The organism is Sulfitobacter pacificus (assembly GCF_030159975.1).
Taxonomy (GTDB): Bacteria; Pseudomonadota; Alphaproteobacteria; order Rhodobacterales; family Rhodobacteraceae; genus Sulfitobacter; species Sulfitobacter pacificus.
Genome location: NZ_BSNL01000001.1, coordinates 3,145,641 through 3,169,762, shown reverse-complemented (window position 1 = coordinate 3,169,762; position 24,122 = coordinate 3,145,641). Strand labels below are relative to the sequence as shown.

General features: G+C 56.6%; 17 protein-coding genes and 1 pseudogene. 9 read left to right on the top strand and 9 right to left on the bottom strand.

All coding sequences use genetic code 11. The features are described from left to right. Positions 1-5: 5 nt before the first annotated feature. Together QQL78_RS15900 and QQL78_RS15895 are read right to left on the bottom strand one after the other, a co-directional pair. Complete coding sequence (locus QQL78_RS15900; protein ID WP_284374790.1) at positions 6-176, bottom strand: hypothetical protein; 171 nt, start codon at positions 174-176, stop codon at positions 6-8. Between the two features lies 1 nt (position 177). Next, positions 178-1,176, bottom strand: a complete 999-nt coding sequence (locus tag QQL78_RS15895; protein WP_284374789.1) for a DUF2793 domain-containing protein — start codon at positions 1,174-1,176, stop codon at positions 178-180. Between the two features lie 216 nt (positions 1,177-1,392). On the opposite strand from QQL78_RS15895, the gene QQL78_RS15890 reads away from it, so the two are divergent. Then, on the top strand, positions 1,393-4,113 hold the full coding sequence (locus tag QQL78_RS15890) for a calcium-binding protein (RefSeq protein ID WP_284374788.1): 2,721 nt from the start codon (positions 1,393-1,395) through the stop codon (positions 4,111-4,113). A 14-nt stretch (positions 4,114-4,127) separates the two neighbouring features. Here the strand turns inward: QQL78_RS15890 and QQL78_RS15885 are convergent, their stop codons facing one another. After that, positions 4,128-5,357 carry a glycosyltransferase gene (locus QQL78_RS15885; RefSeq protein WP_284374787.1) on the bottom strand — a complete coding sequence of 410 codons (1,230 nt, stop codon included), beginning with the start codon at positions 5,355-5,357 and terminating at the stop codon, positions 4,128-4,130. Continuing rightward, positions 5,354-6,667: a glycosyltransferase gene (locus tag QQL78_RS15880; protein WP_284374786.1), complete on the bottom strand. Its 1,314-nt coding sequence runs from the start codon at positions 6,665-6,667 to the stop codon at positions 5,354-5,356. The genes QQL78_RS15885 and QQL78_RS15880 overlap by 4 nt, the downstream gene beginning before the upstream one ends. An 87-nt stretch (positions 6,668-6,754) precedes the next feature. Here QQL78_RS15880 and QQL78_RS15875 point away from each other — a divergent pair, with 87 nt between their 5' ends. Both QQL78_RS15875 and QQL78_RS15870 read left to right on the top strand, forming a co-directional pair. Beyond that, positions 6,755-7,705, top strand: coding sequence for a glycosyltransferase (locus tag QQL78_RS15875; protein WP_284374785.1), 951 nt, complete (start codon positions 6,755-6,757; stop codon positions 7,703-7,705). Then, positions 7,596-8,702, top strand: a pseudogene (locus QQL78_RS15870) (glycosyltransferase family 4 protein); the annotation flags it as partial. The gene QQL78_RS15875 and the pseudogene QQL78_RS15870, both read left to right, overlap by 110 nt. A gap of 124 nt (positions 8,703-8,826) precedes the next feature. Here the strand turns inward: QQL78_RS15870 and QQL78_RS15865 are convergent. After that, positions 8,827-9,504 carry an ABC transporter ATP-binding protein gene (locus QQL78_RS15865; RefSeq protein WP_284374784.1) on the bottom strand — a complete coding sequence of 226 codons (678 nt, stop codon included), beginning with the start codon at positions 9,502-9,504 and terminating at the stop codon, positions 8,827-8,829. Between the two features lie 4 nt (positions 9,505-9,508). Beyond that, positions 9,509-10,816, bottom strand: a complete 1,308-nt coding sequence (locus QQL78_RS15860) for a KpsE/RkpR family capsule polysaccharide export protein (protein WP_284374783.1) — start codon at positions 10,814-10,816, stop codon at positions 9,509-9,511. An 86-nt stretch (positions 10,817-10,902) separates the two neighbouring features. Between QQL78_RS15860 and QQL78_RS15855 the strand changes: the two genes are divergently transcribed. From QQL78_RS15855 to QQL78_RS15845, 3 genes are all read left to right on the top strand, one after another. Continuing rightward, complete coding sequence (locus tag QQL78_RS15855) at positions 10,903-11,712, top strand: ABC transporter permease (protein WP_284374782.1); 810 nt, start codon at positions 10,903-10,905, stop codon at positions 11,710-11,712. 102 nt (positions 11,713-11,814) lie between these two features. Next, the gene (locus QQL78_RS15850) at positions 11,815-15,015 is read left to right on the top strand and encodes a glycosyltransferase (protein ID WP_284374781.1); all 3,201 of its coding nucleotides are present in this window, start codon (positions 11,815-11,817) and stop codon (positions 15,013-15,015) included. Positions 15,016-15,022: 7 nt separating this feature from the next. Next, on the top strand, positions 15,023-15,772 hold the full coding sequence (locus QQL78_RS15845; protein WP_284374780.1) for a sulfotransferase family protein: 750 nt from the start codon (positions 15,023-15,025) through the stop codon (positions 15,770-15,772). Here the strand turns inward: QQL78_RS15845 and QQL78_RS15840 are convergent. Further along, positions 15,727-16,608 carry a sulfotransferase family protein gene (locus QQL78_RS15840; protein ID WP_284374779.1) on the bottom strand — a complete coding sequence of 294 codons (882 nt, stop codon included), beginning with the start codon at positions 16,606-16,608 and terminating at the stop codon, positions 15,727-15,729. The genes QQL78_RS15845 and QQL78_RS15840 overlap by 46 nt on opposite strands. After that, positions 16,601-18,400, bottom strand: coding sequence for a hypothetical protein (locus tag QQL78_RS15835; protein ID WP_284374778.1), 1,800 nt, complete (start codon positions 18,398-18,400; stop codon positions 16,601-16,603). Before QQL78_RS15835 ends, QQL78_RS15840 begins: the two co-directional genes overlap by 8 nt. A 225-nt stretch (positions 18,401-18,625) precedes the next feature. Between QQL78_RS15835 and QQL78_RS15830 the strand changes: the two genes are divergently transcribed. Genes QQL78_RS15830 through QQL78_RS15820 form a run of 3 tightly spaced genes read left to right on the top strand, consistent with a single transcriptional unit; the run spans position 18,626 to position 22,611 of the window. After that, positions 18,626-19,786 (top strand): acyl-CoA dehydrogenase family protein, encoded by a 1,161-nt coding sequence (locus QQL78_RS15830; protein ID WP_284374777.1) that lies wholly within the window; start codon positions 18,626-18,628, stop codon positions 19,784-19,786. Beyond that, positions 19,787-21,814 (top strand): acetate--CoA ligase family protein, encoded by a 2,028-nt coding sequence (locus QQL78_RS15825; protein WP_284374776.1) that lies wholly within the window; start codon positions 19,787-19,789, stop codon positions 21,812-21,814. An 11-nt stretch (positions 21,815-21,825) separates the two neighbouring features. Further along, complete coding sequence (locus tag QQL78_RS15820; RefSeq protein WP_284374775.1) at positions 21,826-22,611, top strand: carnitinyl-CoA dehydratase; 786 nt, start codon at positions 21,826-21,828, stop codon at positions 22,609-22,611. A gap of 11 nt (positions 22,612-22,622) precedes the next feature. Here QQL78_RS15820 and QQL78_RS15815 read toward each other — a convergent pair whose 3' ends face one another. Then, positions 22,623-24,122, bottom strand: coding sequence for a heme biosynthesis protein HemY (locus tag QQL78_RS15815; protein ID WP_284374774.1), 1,500 nt, complete (start codon positions 24,120-24,122; stop codon positions 22,623-22,625).

Sequence of the window (24,122 nt, the reverse complement as noted above, 5' to 3'; positions counted from 1 at the left end):
CGCTTTTACGGCTTTTTCTTGGTTTTCTTCACAGGTGTTGCCGCAACCTCGGGGGGTGAACCCAATACCTGCGCCAGCACCTCATCATCTGTCACGCCCTGTGGAATTTGCACCTGACCCAAGCCGGGCAGATCTGCGGTACGATAATTTGCAGGTTTGTTTTTGGTAGCACTCATATCATTTCCCCATCGTGGACAGTGTGAACAGACGGTTGGAACCAAGGCGATTCTCAACGAACAACTTGGGCGCTGGGCCTGTTACATCGATTGAAATGTTGATGCCGCCCGCAGGCCCGGTCGTGCCCGTCAGCGGGCCAGTATGATAAGTCAACGTTCCCGGCGGATTGGCAAACATCTCGCCAAAATTATTCACACCGGTCAATGTGCCGGTGATCGAGAACAGAAAATACCGCCCCTCCAGATTGACACTTAACCACATCAGGATGCGCGAGGGATTCGACCACGGGATGGTGACCGACCAGACACTGTCATTCAGGATGAACACATCCTGAAAATACGATTGCCCACTGGGCAGCTGCACCGCACCTGTCGCCGCCTCGGCGCGGAGGGCCGTCTTAAAACTGCTGCCGTTCGGGCTGACCTTGATCTCGAAATTATCATTGCCTGCGGTTCCCACCTCGGCGCGCCCTGCAAAACCGGTTTGAAACAACAGGCTTGCAGTGTCCGTCGCTGCCGATTTGTTCAGCTTAAGCTGATGACCGCTGCCCGCGTTGTTCAGCAATGTGGCATCAGCAGAAACCGCCAGCTTGTTGGTTGCATCCGCACTGGTGTTCACTCCCAGCAAGGGCACGTTCTGCAAATCCCCTGTCGCGCCCCCACCGGCAGGCTGCCAATCGGTGCCATCAAACCGCACCTCCTCGCCACTGCTGGCAATATCCGCGCGCCAGCCAATGTTCGGTGTGAAAAACTGCCAGGTGTTATCCACCCAAACCGCAACCTTATGCTCCTGTCCGGCCCAAACCCCCGTTGCGGCATCGGCCACGATGTAACGATCCCCTTCAGCAGTCTGCCCCGGTGGCGCGGTCAGTGTTGTACTGATCACGCTCAACTGCGTAACAGCATCCAGAATCCGCAGCGCCTCATTATGGGTCACATGCTTTTGCGCCTGTGCTGGCTGAATATAGGGCAGCGACAGGGTTGGAGACGTCTGAGACATGGGCGGTCCTTTTGTAACGTGAATGAAACCTCAACGCCCCGGACCCTGTAACAGTTGGTTAAACATGCCCTGACCCAAGCGCCCGCATCACGCCAGTTTTACGCAACACCAAACCTCTAAAATCTGCGGTATTCGCCCCGGAAACGCCATTTTCTGAACCCGCATCTTTCCCGAAATACCACCAATACCTTGTCCATTCGCGGAAGGGGTCATCCAATGGTCAGAGCAGTATTTACAAATCACGGGGCGCTGTCCTCAATCGAGGAATTTGGCCTTGTCGGGTTGAACGATATCAAGGTTGTCGACGGCGCGGGCGGGCCCATGTTGTTCGCCGCAACACGGGGCAATGGTTGGCTGTCAGCCTATGATCTGGGCAGCTCCGCAGGTGATACCACATTGGATCAACAATGGCGGATTGCCCCCCAACTGCTCCAACTGGAAACCACCGATCTGGTGTTGCGCGACACCGGCGGCAGCCAGCAGCTTTATATGGCGGGCCTGAACAACAGTCGTCTGACCGGTGTCCGACTTGACAGCGACGGGGCAGGTAATGCCATCGATGGGGGGATCTCCTATTCTGCCATGGGTCGCCACCTTGGTGGCCTGTCCGAGATGGAGCTGATCAGCGATGGCTACAGCGGCCTTGGTGCTTTGCGCAATGGTGGTTTAGTAAATATCTCTTTCGGGTCGGGCACCACCATGAACCTGTCCAACATCAATCAGGGCAGCGCCATGCAGGGCGAACGTGCAACCGGAATCACCAGCGCCACACATGACGGGCAAACCTATGCTTTTGTCACCTATCAGGGCGAGGATACGGTCAGCATGTTCCGCCAGGGTGCAAACGGAAACATGATCCATATCAACGATATAGATGCAAGCGACGGTTTCTGGGTTGACCGCCCAAGGGCGTTGACCGTGACCTCTGCACCGGATGGAAAACTCTATGTGGTTGTCGCCGGGTCGGGCAGCGATTCTCTGTCGACATTTTCTGTCACACCCCAGGGCATGGTGCCGGTTGACCACCTGATCGACAGCCTCGGCACCCGCTTTGCCGATGCCAGTCATGTCACCAGCGTCACCGTTGATGGCCAGAGCTTTATCCTCGCCGTCGGATCTGACAGCGGCGTCAGCATGTTTACCGTTCTGCCCGGCGGGCGGCTGCAACATATCGACGCCATGCCTGCAGAGGCCGCAACCCCACTGCGTGGCATCACCTCAATCGATGCCATGTCGACGCCTGATGGTCTGCGCTTCTGGGTCTCAACCGAGGGCGCACCCTATCTGGCAGAGTTTTCGGTGGCCCTGCCCAATCTCGGCATCAATCTGGGAGCCTCGGCCACTGGCAGCACCTTAGATGGCCGGGTGGGCGACGACATCCTTTCAGGTGGGGCAGGCAACGATCAGCTGAACGGCAGCTTTGGCAATGACATCCTGCTTGACGGGGCTGGTGCGGACACGCTTCGGGGCGGTGGCGGACGTGACACTTTTGTCCTGACTGAAGATGGCGCGCGTGATGTCATTCAGGATTTCGAAATGGGTTTTGACCGCATCGACATGACCGACTTCAGCCAGACCAGTGCCTTCGGGCAAATGTCCATTGTATCGCGCAGCTGGGGCGCCGAATTTCAGCTGGGCGCAGATGTGCTTGAGGTGCGCTCTTCTGATGGATCACGCCTTTATGCACAGGATTTTGATGCCACCAACCTGATCACCGGCGGACGAATCCAGACAGATCCCGCGCTCTACCCCGGTGGCAGCGGCCCGTCGCGGCCCGATCCCAATCCGGGCTCAAACGCGAATCCCTCAAGCGTCGATCCCAATAGCCTCGCACCCACATGGCAAAACGAACCTTCCTTTGCCCTGAACCGCAGCGCAAATGACAACGGCGGTACAAACGCGCATGACCAAATCACCACCGGTGCTGGCAACGACCGGGTCTTTGGGGGTTTGGGCAATGATACGTTAAGTTCCGGGTCGGGCCGCGATGCGGTCAACGGCGAAGGCGGGAACGATCTGATTCACGGCGGAGATGACAACGACTTCCTGCTGGGTGCCGCCGGGTTCGATACCATTGATGGCGGCAATGGGCATGACACAATCTCTGGCGACACCTATGCCGATTCCATCAGCGGTGGCGCTGGCAATGATGTCTTGCTGGGGGGTGACGGATTCGACCGGATCAGCGGTGGCTCTGGTAATGACCGGGTCTGGGCCGGATCATCACCGGATCGGGTTTGGGGCGGTGACGGGGATGATTGGCTCAGCGCCGGCAGCAACATTGGCTATGGCGTGGATGCGGTTTTTGGCGAAGGTGGCAATGACACGATTTTTGGCAATGCCGGTTTCGATCTGCTGAACGGCGGCGATGGCGATGACGTTCTTGATGGCGGTCATCAGGCGGACAACCTCTATGGCGAAGAGGGTAACGACATCCTGTTGGGTGGGCTCGGCTTTGACCGGCTGTTCGGCGGGCGTGGCGATGATCAGCTCTTTGGCGGTGACAGCGGCGACGGGGTGTTTGGTCAGCAGGGCAATGACACCATGTGGGGCGGCACCGGCGGCGACCGATTTTTCGGTGGGCAGGGCAATGATATCATTGATGGCGAAACCGGGGATGACACCATTTACGGTGGTGCCGGTTTCGACACGATTCTGGGTGGCGAAGGCAATGACTCACTATACGGCAGCTTTAACGCGGATGAATTCCTGTTTGATAACAACCACGGCAATGATACGATCTGCGACTTCGACGCAACCAGCGCAAATGAAGTGATCGACCTCTCTCGGGTGGACGGCTTTAACCGTTTCTCGGATGTCCTTAATGTCTCCACCCAAACCGGGCAGGACGTTGTGATCCAGACCGGCAGTAACAGTTCTATCAGGCTCAATCGCGTGAACCTTGACGATTTGGACGAGAACGATTTCGTGTTTTAATCGCCACCAGCGGCTCAGGCGGCGCGTTCAACCTCCTGCAAAACCTGATCGACCAGGGCAGAGAATTCCCGGGCCTGATCTGCAAAATGCACCACTGGATAGGGCGCGCGTTCCCGTTTCCCGGACCGCAACACCTGATCCATCTGCTCGCGCAATTGACCCGGTGGCGCGGCAATCGGGATAAGATCCTCCTGTCGGATCGCCCCATGCTCAACAGTGCCACCGCTGTCAGTCTGGATCACTGTAATGCCACGCGCCAATGCTTCGCGGATGGCCAGCCCGAATGTCTCTTTCCATTGGGACATGAACAACAGCACGTCGATCTCTGCGTAAAAATCGTCCATGTTATGCTGTTCGAACCGCGGATAAATTTCCCAGCTGCCGGGCAGTTTGCTCAGCTGCTTTGCCTGCCACCAGGACCCGTCGCGGCTGCCGTCAACAACAAGCCCGCGAAACTTGCCCGATTTAATGCCGGCGAAAGCCTGCTCTATCTGCGGCCAACCCTTTATCTGTGCAGGTCCGCCCACATACCCAAAGGTGATCCTTTGATCTGATGCCCGCCGGGCCGCCTGTTTGTTGAAAAACGCGGGTTCAGGTGGGTTAACACCGTTTTTCCAAACCACCCCCCGCCCTTTGGCAAAACCGGATGCTTCGCTGAGCTCCATTGCAAATTGCGACGGGTAGGTAACCAGCGCTACTTTCTCACTCATCGCCTGCAAATGGTTAAATCGGGTCTTCGCCGCCCAAAAATTATCAACACAACCCTTGCATCTGTCGATCCTGACGGGGTTCTGTCCACAATACTTCTCGTCCAGCTTGATCATGAATTGCCGCTCACACAGCCACCAGAAATCATGTACACTCAGGATCACCGGCACATTTGCCCCTTCGGCAGCAGTGATAATGCCGGTTCCGATATCCTGAATACAATGGGCGTGAATCAGATCAGGCTCTAGCGCGCTGATCAATTCAGCCAGCCGCGCGGTTACCTCAGGGTTGTTGTAGATTTCCCCATAGGAGCGGTGTTCAGGCACGTTGATCAAATAGTTCACGATCCCGTTTTTCTGGCTTTTGATTACATCATAAGGCGCAATGTCATTTCGGGCGCATAGAGACACGACAGTAACGCGATAGCCCCCCTGCTTGATCAATGCGGTCGCGACCTGTTCCGCAACCACCGTCGCGCCGCCATAGCTGAAGGGGGCGAAAAAGACGTTTGCCACCAGAATATGGCGTAAATTCATGTCTCTACCCATTCGATCAATTCCGGCGCGATGATGTGGGGCTGATCAGAGGCCCGCCATCGTTCCTCCAGATTGACACGGGCGTTTCTACCCATCTGCGCTGCGTCTTTTGGACAGGCGGCAAGGGCGCGCAGGGCATCCATCCAATCGCCGCCCTTCTGCGCGACAAATCCGGTTTCACCGGTGCGCACAACCGATGACAGATCCCCGACATCCGCAACAATTGAGGGCACACCGACAGATGCCGCGTCCAACACCCGCACGGCGCTTTTGCACCGATTGAAAGCATCATCGCAAAGCGGCATCAGCGTACAATTGGCCCTTGCCAGTGCGGCGAGATAGCGATCGTATCCCGCAAATTCCACCCTCTCTATTTGTGGTTTCAGTTTGGCAGGCAAATGTGCCAGATCAAAATGACCAATCAGCATCAACCGTCTGCCGCGATCCGCCTGAATGAACTCTGACAAAGGTTCCAGAATCTCTGCCAAATCAACCTCATGCCCCTGCGATCCGCTGGCAAAGGCCACTCGAAACATCCCGTCATCAGGCCCGTTGTTCAGCATCGCCACCGCCCCTGCGCAAAGCGTCTCTGCATCGGCAAAGTTGCGCCTGACATAGACCGGGCGCCCGGTATAAAGCGCCGCGTGCTGTGCCATGCCGGGGGTCGAAACAGACATGATATCCGCCCCGTTCATCATGCTAAGGTATTTCGGTGCCTCGGACAGGAAATGCGATTTCAAACCCGGATCCAGGGCTTCCATATTGCGATAGGTTTCGTAGGCCGACACTGAAAAAAGCGGGTCGTCCAGATCATACAAGATGGGCAGCCGCAGCCGCCGCGCCTCGTAACGAAACATATCAGTCACCGCACTGGATTGCAGACGATATTCCATCAGATGGGTCGCATGTTGCATGATCCGCGTGGCGCGCGGGATATCCTGATAATGCGCATATTCAAATTCAACACCCCGGCTGCGCCAGAAACCGGCCAGTTGTTCAACCCGGTACTTGCGACATTGCGGCAGGTTCAGGTCCGCAATCATCGCAATCTGTCGTCGCGCCCGATCAACGCCGGGGGCCTGTAGGATGTGAAACGCGTCCTGCCGCGCAAGGGTTTGCCAGATACCATGCAGATATTGTTCTGACCCGCGTGGGCCAGTATCCGTGGCAAGGGACAGGGTTCCCGTGCCCAACCCCCGCACCCGCCGACGAACATAGCCTGCTGCACGTAGCACCGCCGCACCGGTGCCCTCTCGCTTCAAAACGGACCTAAACCGCCTGATCAAAGTGAGCAAGGGCAATTTCAACACATGAGGTCTCCTTTGTGACGCTGGAAAGACGCTTAAGGGGCGACACTTAACAATTTGTGAACTTTTTTAGCTTGTTGTGAGGTCGAAATGACAAGCAACGCATCCTCCATTCCCCATGGGCCCAAGATCACGATTCTGATGGGCATCCACAACGGCGCGGATCATCTGGCCGCCCAATTGCACAGCATTGCCCGGCAATCCCATACCAACTGGCGGCTGATCTGCAGCGATGATGGCTCAACCGATAACAGTCTGAAAATAATATATAATTTTTCAGAAACCCGGCCCGGACAGGTCACAATCCACACTGGCCCCTGCAGCGGATTTGCCGACAACTTCATGTCCCTTATCCGCAGACTTCCTGAGGATGCTGAATATGTCGGTTTCGCAGATCAGGATGACATCTGGCTACCTGATAAGCTGGCCCGTGCTCTGCCTAGTCTGGAAAACTCCGGTGGCGACCCGGCGCTCTACTGCGGCAGGCAATCCTATTGGTATCCAAAGACAAACCGTCTGGTTCACTCCCCAAAAATGGCGCGGCCCTTCACGCTGCGCAATGCCTTGATCGAAAATGTTGCCAGCGGAAACACCATTCTGCTTAACCCGGCTGCTGCCAATCTTGCACGGCGGGCCGCCCGCCAAACCGGGTCCGTATTCGCTCATGACTGGTGGCTTTATCTGTTGATGACGGCGACGGGCGGTGCGGTCCTGTTTGACAATGACCCTCCCGGCATCCTGTACCGACAACATGCACATAATGCGATTGGCGCAGGCACGGGTGTTCTGTGTCAGATTCGACGCAAGGCGGAGGTGCTACGCGGTGTGTTTTCCCAGCGGATAGACAAAAACCTGCAAGCATTACGCGCGGTTGAGGATTTGCTGACGCCGCAGGCCCGCGATCTGTGCAGATGTTTCTCTGCGGCCCGACATGCCTCAACAGGGGCGCGGCTTCTGGCCATCCACCGCATTGCCCTTTACCGGCAGCGCCGTGCGCAAACTTTGGGGTTCTGGGGGGCTGCAAGTCTTGGTTGCATCTAACCACAAACCCAGAATTCTATTGGTGGGCGGTGACGGGCGACCCTCCGGCGTGCCTCGCCACATTTTGCACCTCGCAACTGCTTTGCAGGAGGAGGCCACACTTACCGTGATCAGTGACAAGGACGAGGGCGGGTTTACCGCACTTGCGGAAATGGGCGTCCGGCATATTGTCATTAACGGGCTGACCAAAGGCCTCTCGCCCCGTCACCATTGGCGCGGAATTACTACGCTCTTGCATACACTCCGCACACAATCTGCCGATCTGATCTGGATTCACGCCCGTTTGCAGGTTCTGCTGTGCCGGCTGTTGCTTGCCTTGCGGATCTGGAAACCGGAATGCCCGGTGGTTTTTACCCATCATGGTCTGCCCTACGGGCGGGGCTATCACCCGCTGGTGCATCGCATTTGCAAGGCCCTGGAACAGATGCTGGTCGCTACTTGTCCGCCGCAACATCTGGTTTTTCTCAATCACCGCATGGCCGGCAGCATGGCGCGGGATGCGCGGGCAAGACGGTTGGCCCGGCATCGTGTCTATATCTTGCCCAATTGTTCAAATCTGCGGCCTATCCCGCGTAAAACAGATAAAAATATCAAACGGTTAATCATGACCGGGCGAACAGATCGTCAAAAAAACTATGACATTGCCGCGCAGCTCCTGGCGCAACTGCCTGCCCATTTCCACCTCACGCTTTGTGGTCCGGGGACAGAGGATGCGACATTTCAATCCGGCATTGCCGCACTGATCCCGCCGGATGTCTTTAACCGGATCACCTTCACGGGTCCACTGGCCGATGTGCGCCAGCCGATCAGCAACGCAGATGCCTATCTGCTGACCTCGCGTTATGAGGGCACTCCCATCGGCGCATTGGAGGCGTTTGAGGCCGGATTGCCCATCATCCTGCGCAATTTTGACGGGGCGCTGGATCTGGTGGCCAAACATCCCTGCGGATTGCTGATGGACAGCGACGACCTCTCCCTGCAGGCGAAACGGATCACCACCCTGCTCGACTTCTTTGACCGCGATGCCACAGCTTTGCGTGTCGAAACTCAACAGGTTTGGCGAGACAATTGGGCACCGGCCATATTCGCGCACAACGCCCGTACGCTGATACGCTCTGTCCTCAGCTCCGCAACCGGTCAGGTGGCAGCGTCAGATTATATTCATGATGCTCCAATGCGGCATCAAGGTCTTCGTAAAAATGTAACTGCCCGCGCTCCAGTACCGCCGCCATGTTACACAACCGGCGCACCATCGGCGGAGAATGGGTTACAACAATAGCCCCGGCATTCTCATTCCGTTTGTCAAAGACCTGCACGCTCTTATGTCGGAAGGCACCATCGCCGACTGAGGTCACCTCATCCACCAGATAGGTGTCAAATGGAATTCCCATCGAAACACCAAAGGAAAGCCGCGATTTCATTCCTGCGGAATAGGTCCGCAGCGGCATGCGGAAATGACCACCCAATTCCGCGAATTCCTCAACAAAATCAACCAGACCGTCACTGTCAACGCCATACAATCGGGCAACGAAACGCGTGTTCTGCACCCCCGTCAGATCTGGATGAAACGATCCCTGAAAACCAACGGGATAAGAAATACTGCCCGTTGATAAGACCCGGCCAGACGTTGGCCGGATTGTCCCCGCGATCAGTTTCAACAGGGTGCTCTTCCCCGCCCCGTTGCGCCCCAAAAGCGCCACGCTTGCACCGGTTGGAAAAACTGCGGTCAGGTTATCGACAATGACCTGCCGCCCGCCGCGCGATGGAAAATATTTGGTCAGGTTCTCAAGGCAAATCATAGCCCTAGCTTCTGTCACGCACGGAGTAATAGACCAGGCTCAGGATGGACCATGTGAAGAAACTGAAAAGGGCAATCAATGCGAGGGTCAGCTCGCGCTTGGGAAACTCGGCCCTTTGCGCCAGGGTTGGTTTCACATGAGCAGCCAGATAGCGGCTTTGTTTGCGCACTTCCGCCAAAGCGGAATCATGCGCGGCCAAGGCGGCGACATAGGCCGCTTCGGCAAACTCGCGATCCACAATCAGCCCTTCATATTCGCCCACTAGATTAGCAAAAGCATCGCCGCTTTCACCGTCCACCCCCAATCCAAGGTTCCCCCGTTCCGATGAAATCCGCTCTTCAATCACTTCAATCCGGCGTTTGGCCTGCGTGATCCGCGGATCATTTTCGCGCGTGGTATCTTGCAATAAATCATGATCAATCAGCGCCTCGGCCAGCTGTTGTTGCAGGGTGACCAACAGGCCCATTTGATTCTGCGTATCAATGCTGGGGTCGACAATCTGTGTCCGATTGCGAAATTGGGTCAAGGCGCGGCGCGACACCTTCAAACGTTCCACCGAATTTGCCAATTCCTCGCGGGTAAAGCGGATCGAATCCTCTTGTGCAATGCGTGACAAGCCGTTGATCATCGCCGTACATTCCGCAAGGATTGCCTGCGCCACGCGCAGGGCGTCCTGCGGATCAAAGGCCAAAACCTCCAGTTCAATCAATCCGGTACTGCTGTCATAGATGATCGAAATCTTACGTTCCCAATGGTCCTGCAAATCCTCGATTGTCCCCGCCGGATCAAAGGCAAATATCGGATCCTGTTCTATACTGACACGTGACCAGACCTCGCGCAGACCGATCTTCTGATCCACCTGCGACACCAGTTCCTGACTTGAAAGATAGGCAAACAGAATATCAGTGTCAGAGGAGCTGGAACCGGATAGTTCAGTAATCCCGCCCAACAGCTCGATGGCCGAAGTTTGCTCTTCCGTGCGCACCGAAAACGCCACGCGGGATGCATATTGGTCGGCGGCCTGCGTCCACAAATAATAACTGGCAAGAACAATCGGGCTGACCACAAACAGCATAAATGTGAACACCAGAAACCGGTGCCTTTTGCGTGGCTTTGCCCGTCTGGCTGGTGGCCTGATGTCAAATTGTGGAATGACCGGGCCAGCTGGCCGTGGCGGTGCCGGTTCTGCCAGATCTGCCCCCGACACAACATGCGGTGCCACAACGCGTGGCTGGGCTTCAACCGGCGCTGAGTGTTTGAGGTGCCTGATCCTGCTGATCAGCTGCGCCTCCTCTTGGGAGCCTTCCGCCATGTGAATTAACTTTTTGGTTGTATTTATGAAAGATTATCCCGTGTAAGGTTAATTATTGGTAACCTTAACCAGTCATGAGGCCACCAATGCCCAGCTCATCGAAAACATCATCGACGCTCAGACCCCAAACCGGTTCCTATGCAACACCCCGTGCGATTGGGGCACTGATTTTGCGCGAAATCACAACAACTTATGGACGTTCACCGGGGGGGTACATCTGGGCCATCCTCGAACCCGCCGCCGGGATCACCCTGCTGACATTGGTCTTTTCCATCGGGTTTCGAACGCCTCCCCTAGGGACAAGTTTTGCGCTGTTTTACGCCGCCGGCATTCTGCCTTTGATGATGTACACCGATATTTCAACCAAGCTGGCGCAGACCATTCAGTTCAGCCGCGCCCTGCTGATCTATCCAAGAATCACCTTTCTTGATGCGTTGATCGCACGGTTTGTCCTGAACTTTCTGACCCAGATGATGGTACATTTCATCGTCCTTGGTTTCATCATCTTGTTTCTTAAACCCATGACAACATTGGATTATGCCAAAATTGGACAGGCCTATCTGTTGACGCTTGCGCTGGCCATCGGCATCGGCACATTGAACAGTTTTCTCACGTTGGCCTATCCGGTCTGGCAAACAGCGTGGTCGATTCTAAACCGCCCCCTATTTCTGATGTCCTGCGTTTTTTTCATTTTCGAAAGCGTGCCACGGCCCTATTCGGACTATCTGTGGTTCAATCCCATCGTCCATATCGCTGGCTTGATGCGCGACGGATTTTATCCTTTTTACCAGCCAGGTTACGTCTCTATCGCATACCCATTGGCGGTGGCCGCACTATGCACAATGGCAGGTCTGTTTCTATTGAATCGCTATCATCGGGATATGCTGGATAAGTAAGAACTGTTTAATCAACGTTAACTCAAATTTAATATAATTCATACGTTAGTGGACTAAGACAACCATAGGCTGTCTGTGGAGTTACAAGAGGTTCACCGTGTCATGTCCCTAGATTTCTCTCCCGAACTGCGCTGTCTTGTCATGTTGAACGGCAAGGTTTTTGGTAACGTTGATCAGGCCGCGACCAGTCGTCCGATGGAAATCAGGTTGGGTGACACCCTTGCCCCGTTTGAAGCTTGCACCCAAAATCCGGCATCTATTCTGAAACGTGTCTCCCGTTTTCGGCTGGACACACGAAACATGGCGCAACATTCCTGCTCCCTGCCCGAGGAAACGGTCCCTGGAGAGGTTTATGCCTGTTGGGTCAATCACTTAAAAGACTGGGCACTTAACGGAAGCCAGACAGTGCAGGTGATGATCAACCGGTATGAAGCACCCTGCCAGATATTCTTCGAGAATAAGATATCGGTGCCAAAGGTCAGAAAGGGCATGTGTTTTCAGGCCAAACTTGCCGCACATCGCGCGGCGGCAAGCCTGTGCCTGATCTTTCATGATCCGGTATCCCTACAGGAAGAAAGGCATTTTATCCCTTTTGACACAGCCCAATCCGGGGGCACGCTACCCAGCGGCTATGCGGATATCCGTCACCCGCTGCCGCTGCATTTTCAAAAATGCGATGTGATGCTGGAGATCGAATACCGCAACCACCTGCCGGACGACAAAGGCACAGAGCCTTTTCTTTTTCTTGCTGACGTTCACGTGGCTGATGAAGAGGTGGAAGAAACAGAAACGCTGATGCTGGAACCGGAATGGATCCATGGGCAGGCGGAAGTGTCTGATGGCCAATGGGTCAGCGCCAATTTGCCCAATATGCTGGCACCCGGTCAGGGCTTGTCATTTCAAATGGGCCAGAACGTTGTCCCCATTACCCCTATGTCCAAACCGGATTTCGTGGTGCGCGAAAACTACGGCCACACGCTGATCTGTCAATCTGCGCAGGCGCTTGAACTGGTGCTTTCGATTGACGGCGAGTCTGTACAAGTGATCAACATCACACCGGGCGAAAATGTCGTCCGTCTCCCGTCCCGCTATCTGAATGGCCATGTGCGCCACCTCGCCTTGAAGGATCGGTCGGGATCTGTGGTGCTGTTTGAAGACCAACAATTGCTGCCCTGCGTCCTCACACCAGAAGACGTGATGCGCCGCGAATCCGCTGCCCCGTTTCCCAATGCCCTGCTGCCGCCGACCCCCTATCGGTACAAGGCGCTTAAATCCCTGATCGCCAAAGCAGAATCCACCACCAACTTTGAACAATTGCTGCACGCTATTGATACCCTTGAGGGCGGCCCCGAAAACGTCATCCGCAAACCGCTTCACTTTCCCACAGTGGCGGCACCGGATGTCTCAATCATCATTCCCGCGCATAACAATATTGATCTGACCTATCTTGCGCTCTGCTCTTTGCTGATCGGATCAAACGACGCCACCTTCGAAGTGATCTTGGTCGATGATGCTTCCAGCGATGAAACCAGCCAGATCGAAGCATTGATCACCGGCATCACCGTCATCCGCCAACCCATCGCCCAGCGCTTTGTCCGCGCCTGCAATGCAGGGGCCGAACGCGCGCGCGGAAAATATATCGCCCTGCTTAACAACGATGTGGAGGTCACAGCCGGGTGGCTGGACGAACTGCTTGCCACCTTTGACCGATTCGACAATGTCGGGCTGGTCGGTGCCAAACTGCTTTATCCCAACGGTGACCTGCAAGACGCCGGTGGCATTGTCTGGGGCAGTGGCAACCCCTGGAACTATGGCAACCGGCAAAATGCCAATGATCCGCGGTTCAGCTATGCGCGGCAGGTTGACTATCTCTCTGGTGCCGCCTTGCTGGCCCCCGCTTCCGTCTGGAAAGAGGTTGGCGGCCTCTCTTCCTATCTTGAACCGATGTATTTCGAGGATACCGACCTTGCCTTCAAGGTGCGCGCGGCGGGATATGCCACTTGGTTTGTACCGTCCTCGGTGGTCTACCATTTTGAGGGGATGACCTCCGGCACGGATGTCACCACCGGTTTCAAGAAATTTCAGGAAATCAACCGCCCCAAATTCAAACGAACCTGGGCCAGCGCCTTTGCCAAACATGGTGTTGAGGGGCAAACACCAGACCTAGAAAAGGACCGCGGCATCATTGGTCGGGTGTTGTTCATCGACTACGCCCCGCCGCGCGCGGACAAGGATGCCGGATCCTATGCCGCCCTTCAGGAAATGCGGCTGGTGCAATCCTTGGGGTACAAGGTCACCTTTGTCTCAACCAATATGGCCCACCTTGGTAAATACACCGAAGACCTGCAAAAATCCGGGGTCGAGGTGATCTATGCACCTTTCTACATAAACACCGATGAATATCTAGAACAGCACGCCAGCGATTTTGATGCCTTCTACATCACCCGCTATTATGTGGCGCAGGCGGTTCTGGAACAGATCAGGCGACTGGCCCCAAAAGCGCGGGTGTTTTTCAACAACGCCGATCTACATTTCCTGCGGGAACTGCGCGCCGCCAAAAGCGAAGGGGACGCCAGCAAGCTGGAGCGTGCCCGCCGAACCCGGTCCGAAGAAATCGAAGTGATCCGCAATGTTGATGTGGTACTTTCCTACAACGAGGTAGAGCATTCGGTGATCCAGGCCTATACCGATGGCGCGGCCACCGTTGTAAAATGCCCCTGGGTTGTCGATGTGCCAAATGCCATTCCAGCGGCAGGTGCCCGCAAGGGTCTGTCGTTTCTGGGCAGCTTCCGACACCACCCCAATGTTGAAGGCGTGCGTTGGTTTGTGCGCGATGTCATGCCAAGGCTTATCGCGCAAGATCCCTCGGCCCATCTGACCATCTACGGCTCTTGCATGGGCGGTGACATCCGCGCGCTGCAATCCGAAAATGTCCTGCCGCACGGGTTTATCAACGATACCGCTGACGCCTATAAATCCCACCGCATTTTTATTGCCCCTCTCCTGTCCGGTGCTGGGGTCAAAGGCAAAGTGTTCAGCGCATTGTCCCATGGCATCCCTTGCGTCGTCAGCCCGATTGCCGCCGAAGGGATTGGTCTGCGCTCCGGTTATGATTGCATCATTGCCGACCGGCCAGAGGAATGGGTGAATGCAATTGGTCAACTCTGCCGGGATGATGATCTATGGGAAACCCTCTCCCAGAACGCCCGTCGCTATATGCGCACCAGTTTTTCGTTTCAGCGCGGTCGCCTGTTGATGCGTGCCGCATTCGAAGCGGCTGACATGTTTGGCGCGCGGATCTGACAGGGCCATGCGGCAGGTCATTCTTCACAACCACCTGTTCAAAAATGCCGGCAGTTCGGTGGATCATATTCTGCGGCAAAATTTTCAGGGCCGCTGGGTCACGCGGGAATTTTCCAATCCCGGCCCCGGGCAAACAGCCGAGATCGCCAATTGGATCACAAAAAACACTGATGCCATCGCCTTTTCATCCCATACAATTCAATCCGTGCTGCCGATCATTCCTGATGTTCGGATTATCCAGATTGTCATGCTGCGGGATCCTGTTGATCGCATCGCCTCTGCCTATCGGTTTGAAAAAACACAGGAGTCCAATTCGCGCGGGGCACAGCTTGCGCGGCAAAACGGGTTCGCCGGCTATGTCCATGCGCGGTTGAACATCAAAGGTGATCGGCAGTGCCGCAATTTTCAGACCAGCCGCCTCGCCGCACTGGCCTTCACGCACCCGGGCAATGAGCTTTCCCGCGCCAAAGCTGCGGCCAGCTTGATCGCGCGAGACGGTGTTCTGGGGTTGGTCTCTGACTTTGACGCAGCCATGCGGCGGTTAACCGCCGTACTTAGGCCCGGTTTTCCCGCCTTCGATTGGCATCCTGTGATCATCAATGCCGCGGCCCAAAATACCGCGCAGGCCGTTTCCCCCGACATGCGCAAGCTGCTTGAGGAAACCAACCGCGATGATTTCGCCCTTTTGCGCCATGCACAGGCGATTCTTTGTCAGGCTTCAACCGGTGCGGGTGTCATCCAACGGTCCGGGATGTGATACCCTTCCGAGGTAAGCTCATCACAAATGCGCATCACATCCTCACGAACAAGCGTGGGAAAGAAGCCGGGCATTTTGTGTTTCACGCTTTCCGTAAACCGCTGTTCCAAAATCGCCTGCGGATAATCAAACGCGGGTATTCCCAGAAACTGCTCAATCTCTTGTAATGTCCCGCGCTGATCCTGATGCAGCTCCTCATAAATCAGCACCTTAAACGTCTCGGGCGGCAGCCCCCCCTTCAGGTTCCGCAAAACCCTACCATATTCCGCATTCACCCAGATGTGCCGCCGCCGGATGAACTCGCCAAACTCCGCAGGGCCCCATGTGTCCAGCTTGTCCAGATGGCCGGTCAATTGCAGATGGAATTTCGTATGGCTCCACAGCCGTGCTACCGGGTCCCGCATGGTATAAAGCACGCGAAGCTGGTCACATTTGCCAGCAATCTGCGGCCATGCCTCTTTCGGCAGCTGCGCGTTCAGATTCGAGAAATCACAGGCGTATTTCTGATGATCACGCATTTGGAACAGGTTTCGATACCAATAGTCATCCACAGGTCGGCTTAAATACTGCGCGACCCATTGGACATTGCCACGCACCGCATCAATATTCGCTTTTTCGGGGTCAAAGCGAAACAAATACCGGTTCTTCGCCTCCCGCAACCGATAGGCTTCGCTCAATTGTTTCGGGTTCACATAGCGGTGGTAGAAATAATGCAGCTCTTTCTCCATCGCGAAATGCAGCGCCGGGTGCCGGGACAACACCGCGTATAACCAGGTTGTCCCGGCCTTCATCGCCCCAATGCTTAAAAACAGGTTAGAGAACAATCGCTCAGACATCGGCCATTCCTTGATCCTTACCGCTTAACCGCGCGATCACCTCTTGATACATCCGGTGATAGACCGGGCGTTTGAAGTGGTTGAGATCGATCATATCATCCGCCCCCTCAATGAACTGCGCAGGGTCAAGCAGCATGACATTTCCCCTGCCGCGCGCCACCTCTCGCAAGGCCGCGTTCAGGCGTTGGTGATGTGGATGGGGCGGCCTGCCCGGGGTGCGAAACTGCATCGGCCCACGTTCCGGGGCCAGCATGATCACCACCTGCACATCTGTCGGAATATGATCAAGGATACAGCCATATCTGCGCGCCATTTCCGTGCTCTTCAACATCCCCATATGGGTGAAATCGCGGGCCAGAACCTTCAGCCTCTGCCGCTGCACATCTGTATCCGCAACCGCCTCGCGCAGCTCTGTCTTGGCGATCAGATCATGGTTTTGCGCTCCGACCAGCCAATAGGGTGCCAACAGCCCGGTTGAACCATGGCGATATTCGGGAATATCCGCATCAGCCCAGAAGCTGAGGAAACACAAAACCCGCCCACCGGGGATCGCACCTAGCTGCGAGGTGAAATCATCCGGCCCGTAACCAAGCGTTGCTGCGGCTGCAAGCTGATCATCAGTCAAAGCACCTTCAAGCGCCGGCATCAGGAAAGACGTATGATCGCGCCGAAACATCTGCCCATTCTGTGGCTGGTTAAATTCCTCAACCAGATCCCCGGTATGCAGCGCAAAATAATGCATCAGACTGGCCAGATCACACCCGCCCCGCGCGATGATATGATCAAACCGAATCATCGGCGCGGGCGCTTCAGCCGCCATTTCCACAGCTGTGACAGGGGTGATCCAGTCGACGTTCATGGCCCCATCGCTCACATCCGACAGGGTCTTGCCAAGAACCTGCATCGGCGGACGACCCAGATGTGCATAGGTCCAATGTTCAATGTACATATTCAACGTGCGGCAGGAGAAACAGAAGTGCTTTATCCGGCGTATATTGTGAAGCCGTTCCGTCAGGTAGAAACCAACAAAACCATAATCGCCAAAATCATCCCGCACCCGTATCAGCCCAGCGTCGGTCGTGTTCAACGCCAGCATCGCAGACAGTTCCGCACGGGCGGCGGCCTGATCCTCAGGCAGGCGGATCTTGGTGAAATTCAGCTGGTTGGTCCTGTTGATCAGCTCAATCGCGCGGTCCAGATGCGCCTCAACATCATATTCGATAAATACCCGCACATTCGATTTACGCAGAAAATCGACAGGGTCGTCACCTGCCACAACAGCGGCCACCGCCTTGCGCTCTTTCAGCTTGTATTGCGCCAGCCGGGTGAATCCTGCATCCGGTTTGCCCTGTAACTGTGCCGCATCCGAAAGATCGCAAATCAGATCCGGCAAGCCCACATTCAACCCCGGATTGGCGTGGACCGCCTGCGCGAGGTTCATCGGGTTATCATCCAGAAACAGAACCGATGGCGCGCGCAGCCCAATCTGCCCCAGCATCGCGGCAATCCGTGGCCCCTTGGGTGTCCAGTCAATGCTGGGAAAAACAAAATAATCCCACAACCCGCGTTCCCGCAGCAAAGCCTCGATCGTGCCCGCATCATTCTTGGAGCAGATCGCAGACATAATCCCGCGCCGGGCCAGTTCGATCACCAGGGCATGATGATCGTCACGATACCCGATCCCCCCTTCGGTCAGGGTGCCATCCCAAAAGGTGTCGTCCAGATCCCAAATGACCAATCGAATGTCTTCGGCAAAGACCAGCTGATCAAATTCCGGCTGCGGTTGACCCATCTCAGCACCACCACAAAGGCACTGCCGCCATCATTTTACAGGTTCCGAACATCATCTTCCTTTTCTGCGGGACCATCCCTTTGGGTCTGCCATGCCCTCCCTTTGTTCTGCCCCAAAACCGGTAAACAGAAGATTAAGTTTTACCATCAGATGTCGCTTTTAGCGGATAGCTTTCACCACAGATCAGCCTAAGCTCATGGAAATACATCGATAAGGGATGATCACATGCACTTTGGCCTCAGCGAAGAACAAGAGATGATCGTCTCTACCGTGCGCAGCTTTGTGGAAAAGGAGATTTACCCCCATGAGGCTGAGGTAGAGAGGACCGGACAGGTCCCGCATGAACTGGGCGAAGAGATCAAGCAAAAGGTGATCGATCTGGGGTTTTACGCCTGCAATTTCCCCGAAAGTGTTGGCGGTGCCGGGCTGTCCCACGTTGATTTCACTCTTGTAGAGCGAGAGCTTGGCCGGGGTTCCATGGCGCTCACCCATTTCTTCGGGCGTCCGCAAAACATCCTGATGGCCTGCAACGACGAACAGCGCGAACGCTATCTGCTGCCTGCGGTGCGGGGTGAACGTATGGATGCGCTGGCGATGACAGAACCGGATGCCGGATCGGACGTGCGCGGGATGAAATGCAGCGCGGTGCGCGATGGCGGGGATTGGGTGATCAACGGCTCCAAACATTTCATCTCAGGGGCGGAACATGCGGATTTCTTCATCGTGTTCATCGCGACCGGCGTTGATGAAACCCTCAAAGGCCCCAAGAAACGCATCACAACCTTCCTTGTGGATCGGGGCACACCGGGGTTCGAGGTGCGCGATGGCTATAACTCGGTCAGCCACAAGGGCTACAAAAACTGCATCCTCTATTTCGACAACTGCCGCCTGCCCGATGCGCAGGTGTTGGGCGAGGTTGATGGCGGTTTTGCCGTAATGAACGAATGGCTTTATGCCACGCGGATCACAGTTGCAGCTTTCAGCGTCGGGCGGGCGCGTCGCTGTTTCGATTATGCCCTGAACTATGCCGCCGAACGCAAACAATTCGGCCAGCAGATTGGCAAATTTCAAGGTGTCTCTTTCCAGATTGCCGATATGATCACCGAAATCGACGCGGCGGATCTGCTGACCCTTTCGGCAGCATGGCGTCTGGATCAGGGGCTGCCCGCCAACCGCGAAATCGCCAGTGCCAAACTTTATGCGTCAGAGGCTCTGGCCCGCGTGACAGACACGACTTTGCAGATATTTGGTGGCATGGGGTTGATGGATGATTTCCCGATTGAACGGTTCTGGCGCGACGCCCGTGTCGAACGCATCTGGGACGGCACATCAGAGATTCAGCGCCACATCATCTCGCGCGATCTGCTGCGTCCTTTGGGGGCCTGAATGACGCGCTCGCTTGACCGCCTGCTGCGGCCCCGCACCATCGCCGTTGTCGGGGGTGGCGCGTGGTGCAAACAGGTGGTTCTGCAATGCCGCAAGATGGGCTTTGCCGGTGACATCTGGCCGCTGCACCCCTCCGCTGACAGCATCGAAGGTCTGCCGGTTTTTCGCAGCGTTGATGACCTGCCCCAGCCCCCCGATGCCACCTTCATCGGCGTGAACCGAAAGGCAACAATTGATATTGTCGCCGCCCTTGCTGCGCGGGATGCAGGCGGCGCTGTCTGCTTTGCCTCCGGTTTTCTGGAAGCACAGGCAGAGGATGCAACGGGCGCTGATCTGCAATCCGCACTTCTTGACGCTGCGGGTGACATGCCGATCCTTGGCCCCAATTGCTATGGCTTTATCAACTACCTTGATGGCGCGTTGCTCTGGCCCGATCAACATGGCGGCAGGCGGGTTGATCGCGGTGCCGCCCTCATCACACAAAGCTCCAACATCGCGATCAACCTCACCATGCAGGCGCGCGCCCTGTCGCTGGCCTATGTCGTCACGGCGGGCAATCAGGCGCAATCCGGGATCGCCGAGATTGGCATGGCGCTGCTGGATGATCCACGGGTGACCACGCTGGGACTGCATATCGAGGGCATCGGCGATCTGCGCGCCTTCGAAGCACTGGCCGATCGCGCCCGCGAATTGGGCAAACCCATCGTTGCAATCAAGGTCGGCCGCTCCGATCAGGCGCAAGCCGCCACTGTCTCCCATACCGCATCACTTGCGGGTCAGGACGCCGGGGCCGCTGCCTTGCTTGCCCGTCTTGGCATCTCACGCGTTGACGATATGCCGTCCTTCGTCGAGGCTCTGAAGCTGCTGCATATCGCCGGTCCCTTGCCACAAAACACTGTCGCAACGATCAGCTGTTCGGGTGGCGAGGCAAGCCTTGCCGCTGACATGGGATTGTCCCGCGCCGTCACCTTTCCCCCGCTGAACACCCGCCAGAAAACCGACCTGCGTGCCGCGCTTGGCCCCCGTGTGGCGCTGGCCAACCCGTTGGATTACCACACCTATATCTGGCGGGATGTGCCTGCCATGACCCGCGCCTTTGCGGCCATCGCCGACCCTGATATTGCCATCACCCTGTTGATTGTCGATTTCCCCCGCGCCGATCTTTGTGACCCTTCCGATTGGGACTGCGTGATCGACGCCACCATCGCCGCGGCCCAACAAACCGAGCGGCTTTACGGTATGGTCGCAACCCTGCCCGAACTCATGCCCGAAGCGGTCGCACAAAGCCTGATGGCAGCAGGTGTCGTTCCCTTCTGTGGACTGGCAGAAGCGCTTGCCGCTTGCGGCGCGGTCCTGCCTGCCCCGCGTGACCCTCTCCCGATCACCCTGCCCAATCCGGGCGGTGCGGCCCGGTTGATTCCAGAGGGTGAGGCAAAAACCGCCCTTGCCGCCTATGGGCTGCCCATCCCCAAATCGACCCGTTGCATGTCACTTACCGAGGTGGAAACACAGGCTGACGACATCGGGTTTCCACAGGTTCTGAAAGGCGAAGGCATCGCCCATAAAACCGAAGCGGGCGCGGTGAAGCTCAACCTCACCTCCCGCGAAGAGACCTGCACCGCCGCGCAGTCGATGCGCGCCTCCAGCTTCCTGATCGAACAAATGATCACCGGCTCAATTGCCGAATTGCTGGTCGGGGTGATCAATGACCCTGCCCATGGATTTGTCCTCACCCTTGGTGCGGGCGGCACCCTGACCGAAATTCTGGATGATACCGTTTCCCTCCTGATCCCTGCTGGCGATGAACAGATCACAACCGCCCTCAACAGCCTGCGCATCGCCCCTCTGCTGCGGGGCTATCGTGGCAAACCGGCGGCGGACCTCCCCGCCATCCTGCGCGCCATCAACGCCGTTCAGAATTTTACCATTGCCCATCGGGGTGATCTGCAAGAAATTGAAATCAACCCCCTCCTCTGCACGCCAACAGATGCCATTGCTGCTGATGCTCTGCTGCGCCGCGCCCTCTAAAAGGAAACTCCATGTCAGACTCCCCCCTCAAAACCCACCGCGATGGCGCCATCCTGCAAGTCACGCTGGACCGGCCAAAGGCCAATGCGATTGATCTGCAAACCTCGCGCCAGATGGGCGAGGTGTTTGCCGGGTTCCGCGACGATCCCGACCTGCGTGTGGCGATCATCACCGGTGGTGGCGACAAGTTTTTCTGCCCCGGCTGGGATCTGAAAGCTGCGGCAGACGGGGATGCGGTGGATGGCGATTATGGCATTGGCGGGTTTGGTGGCTTGCAGGAGCTGCGCGGCATGAACAAACCGGTGATCGCCGCTGTCAATGGCATTGCCTGCGGCGGGGGATTGGAACTGGCCCTTTCCGCTGACATGATCCTCGCCGCCGATCATGCCACATTCGCCCTACCCGAAATCCGTTCCGGCACTGTGGCCGATGCTGCCTCTGTCAAATTGCCCAAACGCATCCCCTATCACATCGCGATGGAGCTTTTGCTGACCGGTCGCTGGTTTGACGTGCAAGAGGCCAAAGGCTGGGGACTGGTCAATGAAATCCTGCCGGCCGATCAATTGATGGATCGCGCATGGGAACTGGCGCGCCTCTTGGCCTCCGGTCCGCCTCTGGTCTATGCCGCGATCAAGGAAATCGTGCGCGATGCCGAAGATGCCAAGTTTCAGGATGCCATGAACCGGATCACCAAACGGCAATTGCCGACGGTCGATCTGCTCTATTCCTCAGAGGACCAGATGGAAGGGGCCCGCGCCTTTGCAGAAAAGCGCGATCCTGTCTGGAAAGGCAAATAACCCGCGGCCCCTCAGGGCTTCGCGGGATCTTCCACCTTTACGTCAGCCTCTGGCGGGTCGGTGATCAACTCGACATCTTCAATCGTATCACTCACCACAACCGCACCGGCACCATCCGCACCTGAGTTATCCTCCGCCGCGCCAACAATCAGCGGCAGCATCGAGACGCCGCCGGGCATGGCAACCTCTGACATCGGCGGTATCTTCCATGACAGCGTGTCAAAGCTCTTGCAGTTGCCACAGATGGGGGCCCAATCGCTGTGGATATTGTGGCAATTGTCGCAAATCCACTGCGGTCCGCGGGAAACGGTCAATGCCCGTGCCAGCCACCCCTTAACCACCGTGTCCGACGCACCTTCGCCCCGTTCAATCGCCGCCATCAAGGTCACCGAGCGCGCGGTCGGGTCGGTTTCCACCAGTTTGCCCAGCGCACGGCGGGCGGCGGGGAAATCCTCATCCGCAATATGCAATTCGGCTTTCAGCATCTTGGTTTCCGCATGTTCCGGCTGCACCTTGGTCAACGCCTGAAAACGCTTGATCCGCGCTGCCGGTTTCTCGTCTGGTTCAATCGCGGCAAAAGCGGCGGCCAGATCCGGGTGCGGTTGCACACCCCATGCCTTTGTCAGCACACGTGCTGCATATCGCGGCTTGCTCTGCTCAATATACCCCCGCGCGGCCATAACTGCTGCCGGGATCAGGTCGGGTGACAAACGGTTCGCCTCAATCGCCACCTCACGGGCTTCGATATCCTTGCCATCGTCGATGATGTCCTTGGCCTCGGACAGAGCCAGCACCGCATCGCGGCGCTTGTGCACGTCACGGGGCAGCTGGCCGTTCTTCAACTTGGCACTCAGGGTTTTACGCGCACCGGTCCAGTCTTCCTTACCGGCCTGCAACTGCAACAAAACATCCCCGGTCTCGACATGTTTGGGCTTCAGGGCAAAGGCTTTCTCGGCCAACTTCAGCGCCGTATCGGTATCCCCCTCTGCCAGCTTCTGTTTCATGATGCCGCGCACCCCGACAAAACGGGTCGCCTCATCCTCTACCAGCTTGCGATAAGTCTCCTCGGCCTTGCGTGTATCCCCTGCCATTTCCGCCGCCTGTGCGGTCAACAGGTTCGTCAGCGCCGGCTTTTGCAGATATTTGTCAGCCTTCGCCGCCTTGGCCATCGCCACCTTGCCCTCACCACTGGCCAGCGCCATCAGCCCCTCTGACAGGGCATCAAACCCCTTGCGCTCGCGGTTGCGATCGAAATAACGCGACAGGGCGGTTTCATCCCCGTTCAGGAACTTCCATGTGGCCACCAGCAGGGAAAACACCTTCAGCAGCAACCAAACCGCGATCATCAGAACCACAACGCCGATAACCGACTGCAACGGGCCAAAGCTGTATTCGGTCCCCATGACGGTCACCTGAATACCACCCTCGCTTTCCAACAAGAATCCCGCACCCCAGGCCAGCGCCGCTACCGCGACGACAAACACAATAATCTTGATCAATGACCACAACAT

Bases quoted from the DNA above. Each gene is read 5' to 3' on its own strand.
- QQL78_RS15900 (WP_284374790.1), bottom strand. From the start codon at position 176: ATGAGTGCTACCAAAAACAAACCTGCAAATTATCGTACCGCAGATCTG.
- QQL78_RS15895 (WP_284374789.1), bottom strand. From the start codon at position 1,176: ATGTCTCAGACGTCTCCAACCCTGTCGCTGCCCTATATTCAGCCAGCA.
- QQL78_RS15890 (WP_284374788.1), top strand. From the start codon at position 1,393: ATGGTCAGAGCAGTATTTACAAATCACGGGGCGCTGTCCTCAATCGAG.
- QQL78_RS15885 (WP_284374787.1), bottom strand. From the start codon at position 5,357: ATGAATTTACGCCATATTCTGGTGGCAAACGTCTTTTTCGCCCCCTTC.
- QQL78_RS15875 (WP_284374785.1), top strand. From the start codon at position 6,755: ATGACAAGCAACGCATCCTCCATTCCCCATGGGCCCAAGATCACGATT.
- QQL78_RS15865 (WP_284374784.1), bottom strand. From the start codon at position 9,504: ATGATTTGCCTTGAGAACCTGACCAAATATTTTCCATCGCGCGGCGGG.
- QQL78_RS15860 (WP_284374783.1), bottom strand. From the start codon at position 10,816: ATGGCGGAAGGCTCCCAAGAGGAGGCGCAGCTGATCAGCAGGATCAGG.
- QQL78_RS15855 (WP_284374782.1), top strand. From the start codon at position 10,903: ATGCCCAGCTCATCGAAAACATCATCGACGCTCAGACCCCAAACCGGT.
- QQL78_RS15850 (WP_284374781.1), top strand. From the start codon at position 11,815: ATGTCCCTAGATTTCTCTCCCGAACTGCGCTGTCTTGTCATGTTGAAC.
- QQL78_RS15845 (WP_284374780.1), top strand. From the start codon at position 15,023: ATGCGGCAGGTCATTCTTCACAACCACCTGTTCAAAAATGCCGGCAGT.
- QQL78_RS15840 (WP_284374779.1), bottom strand. From the start codon at position 16,608: ATGTCTGAGCGATTGTTCTCTAACCTGTTTTTAAGCATTGGGGCGATG.
- QQL78_RS15835 (WP_284374778.1), bottom strand. From the start codon at position 18,400: ATGGGTCAACCGCAGCCGGAATTTGATCAGCTGGTCTTTGCCGAAGAC.
- QQL78_RS15830 (WP_284374777.1), top strand. From the start codon at position 18,626: ATGCACTTTGGCCTCAGCGAAGAACAAGAGATGATCGTCTCTACCGTG.
- QQL78_RS15825 (WP_284374776.1), top strand. From the start codon at position 19,787: ATGACGCGCTCGCTTGACCGCCTGCTGCGGCCCCGCACCATCGCCGTT.
- QQL78_RS15820 (WP_284374775.1), top strand. From the start codon at position 21,826: ATGTCAGACTCCCCCCTCAAAACCCACCGCGATGGCGCCATCCTGCAA.
- QQL78_RS15815 (WP_284374774.1), bottom strand. From the start codon at position 24,122: ATGTTGTGGTCATTGATCAAGATTATTGTGTTTGTCGTCGCGGTAGCG.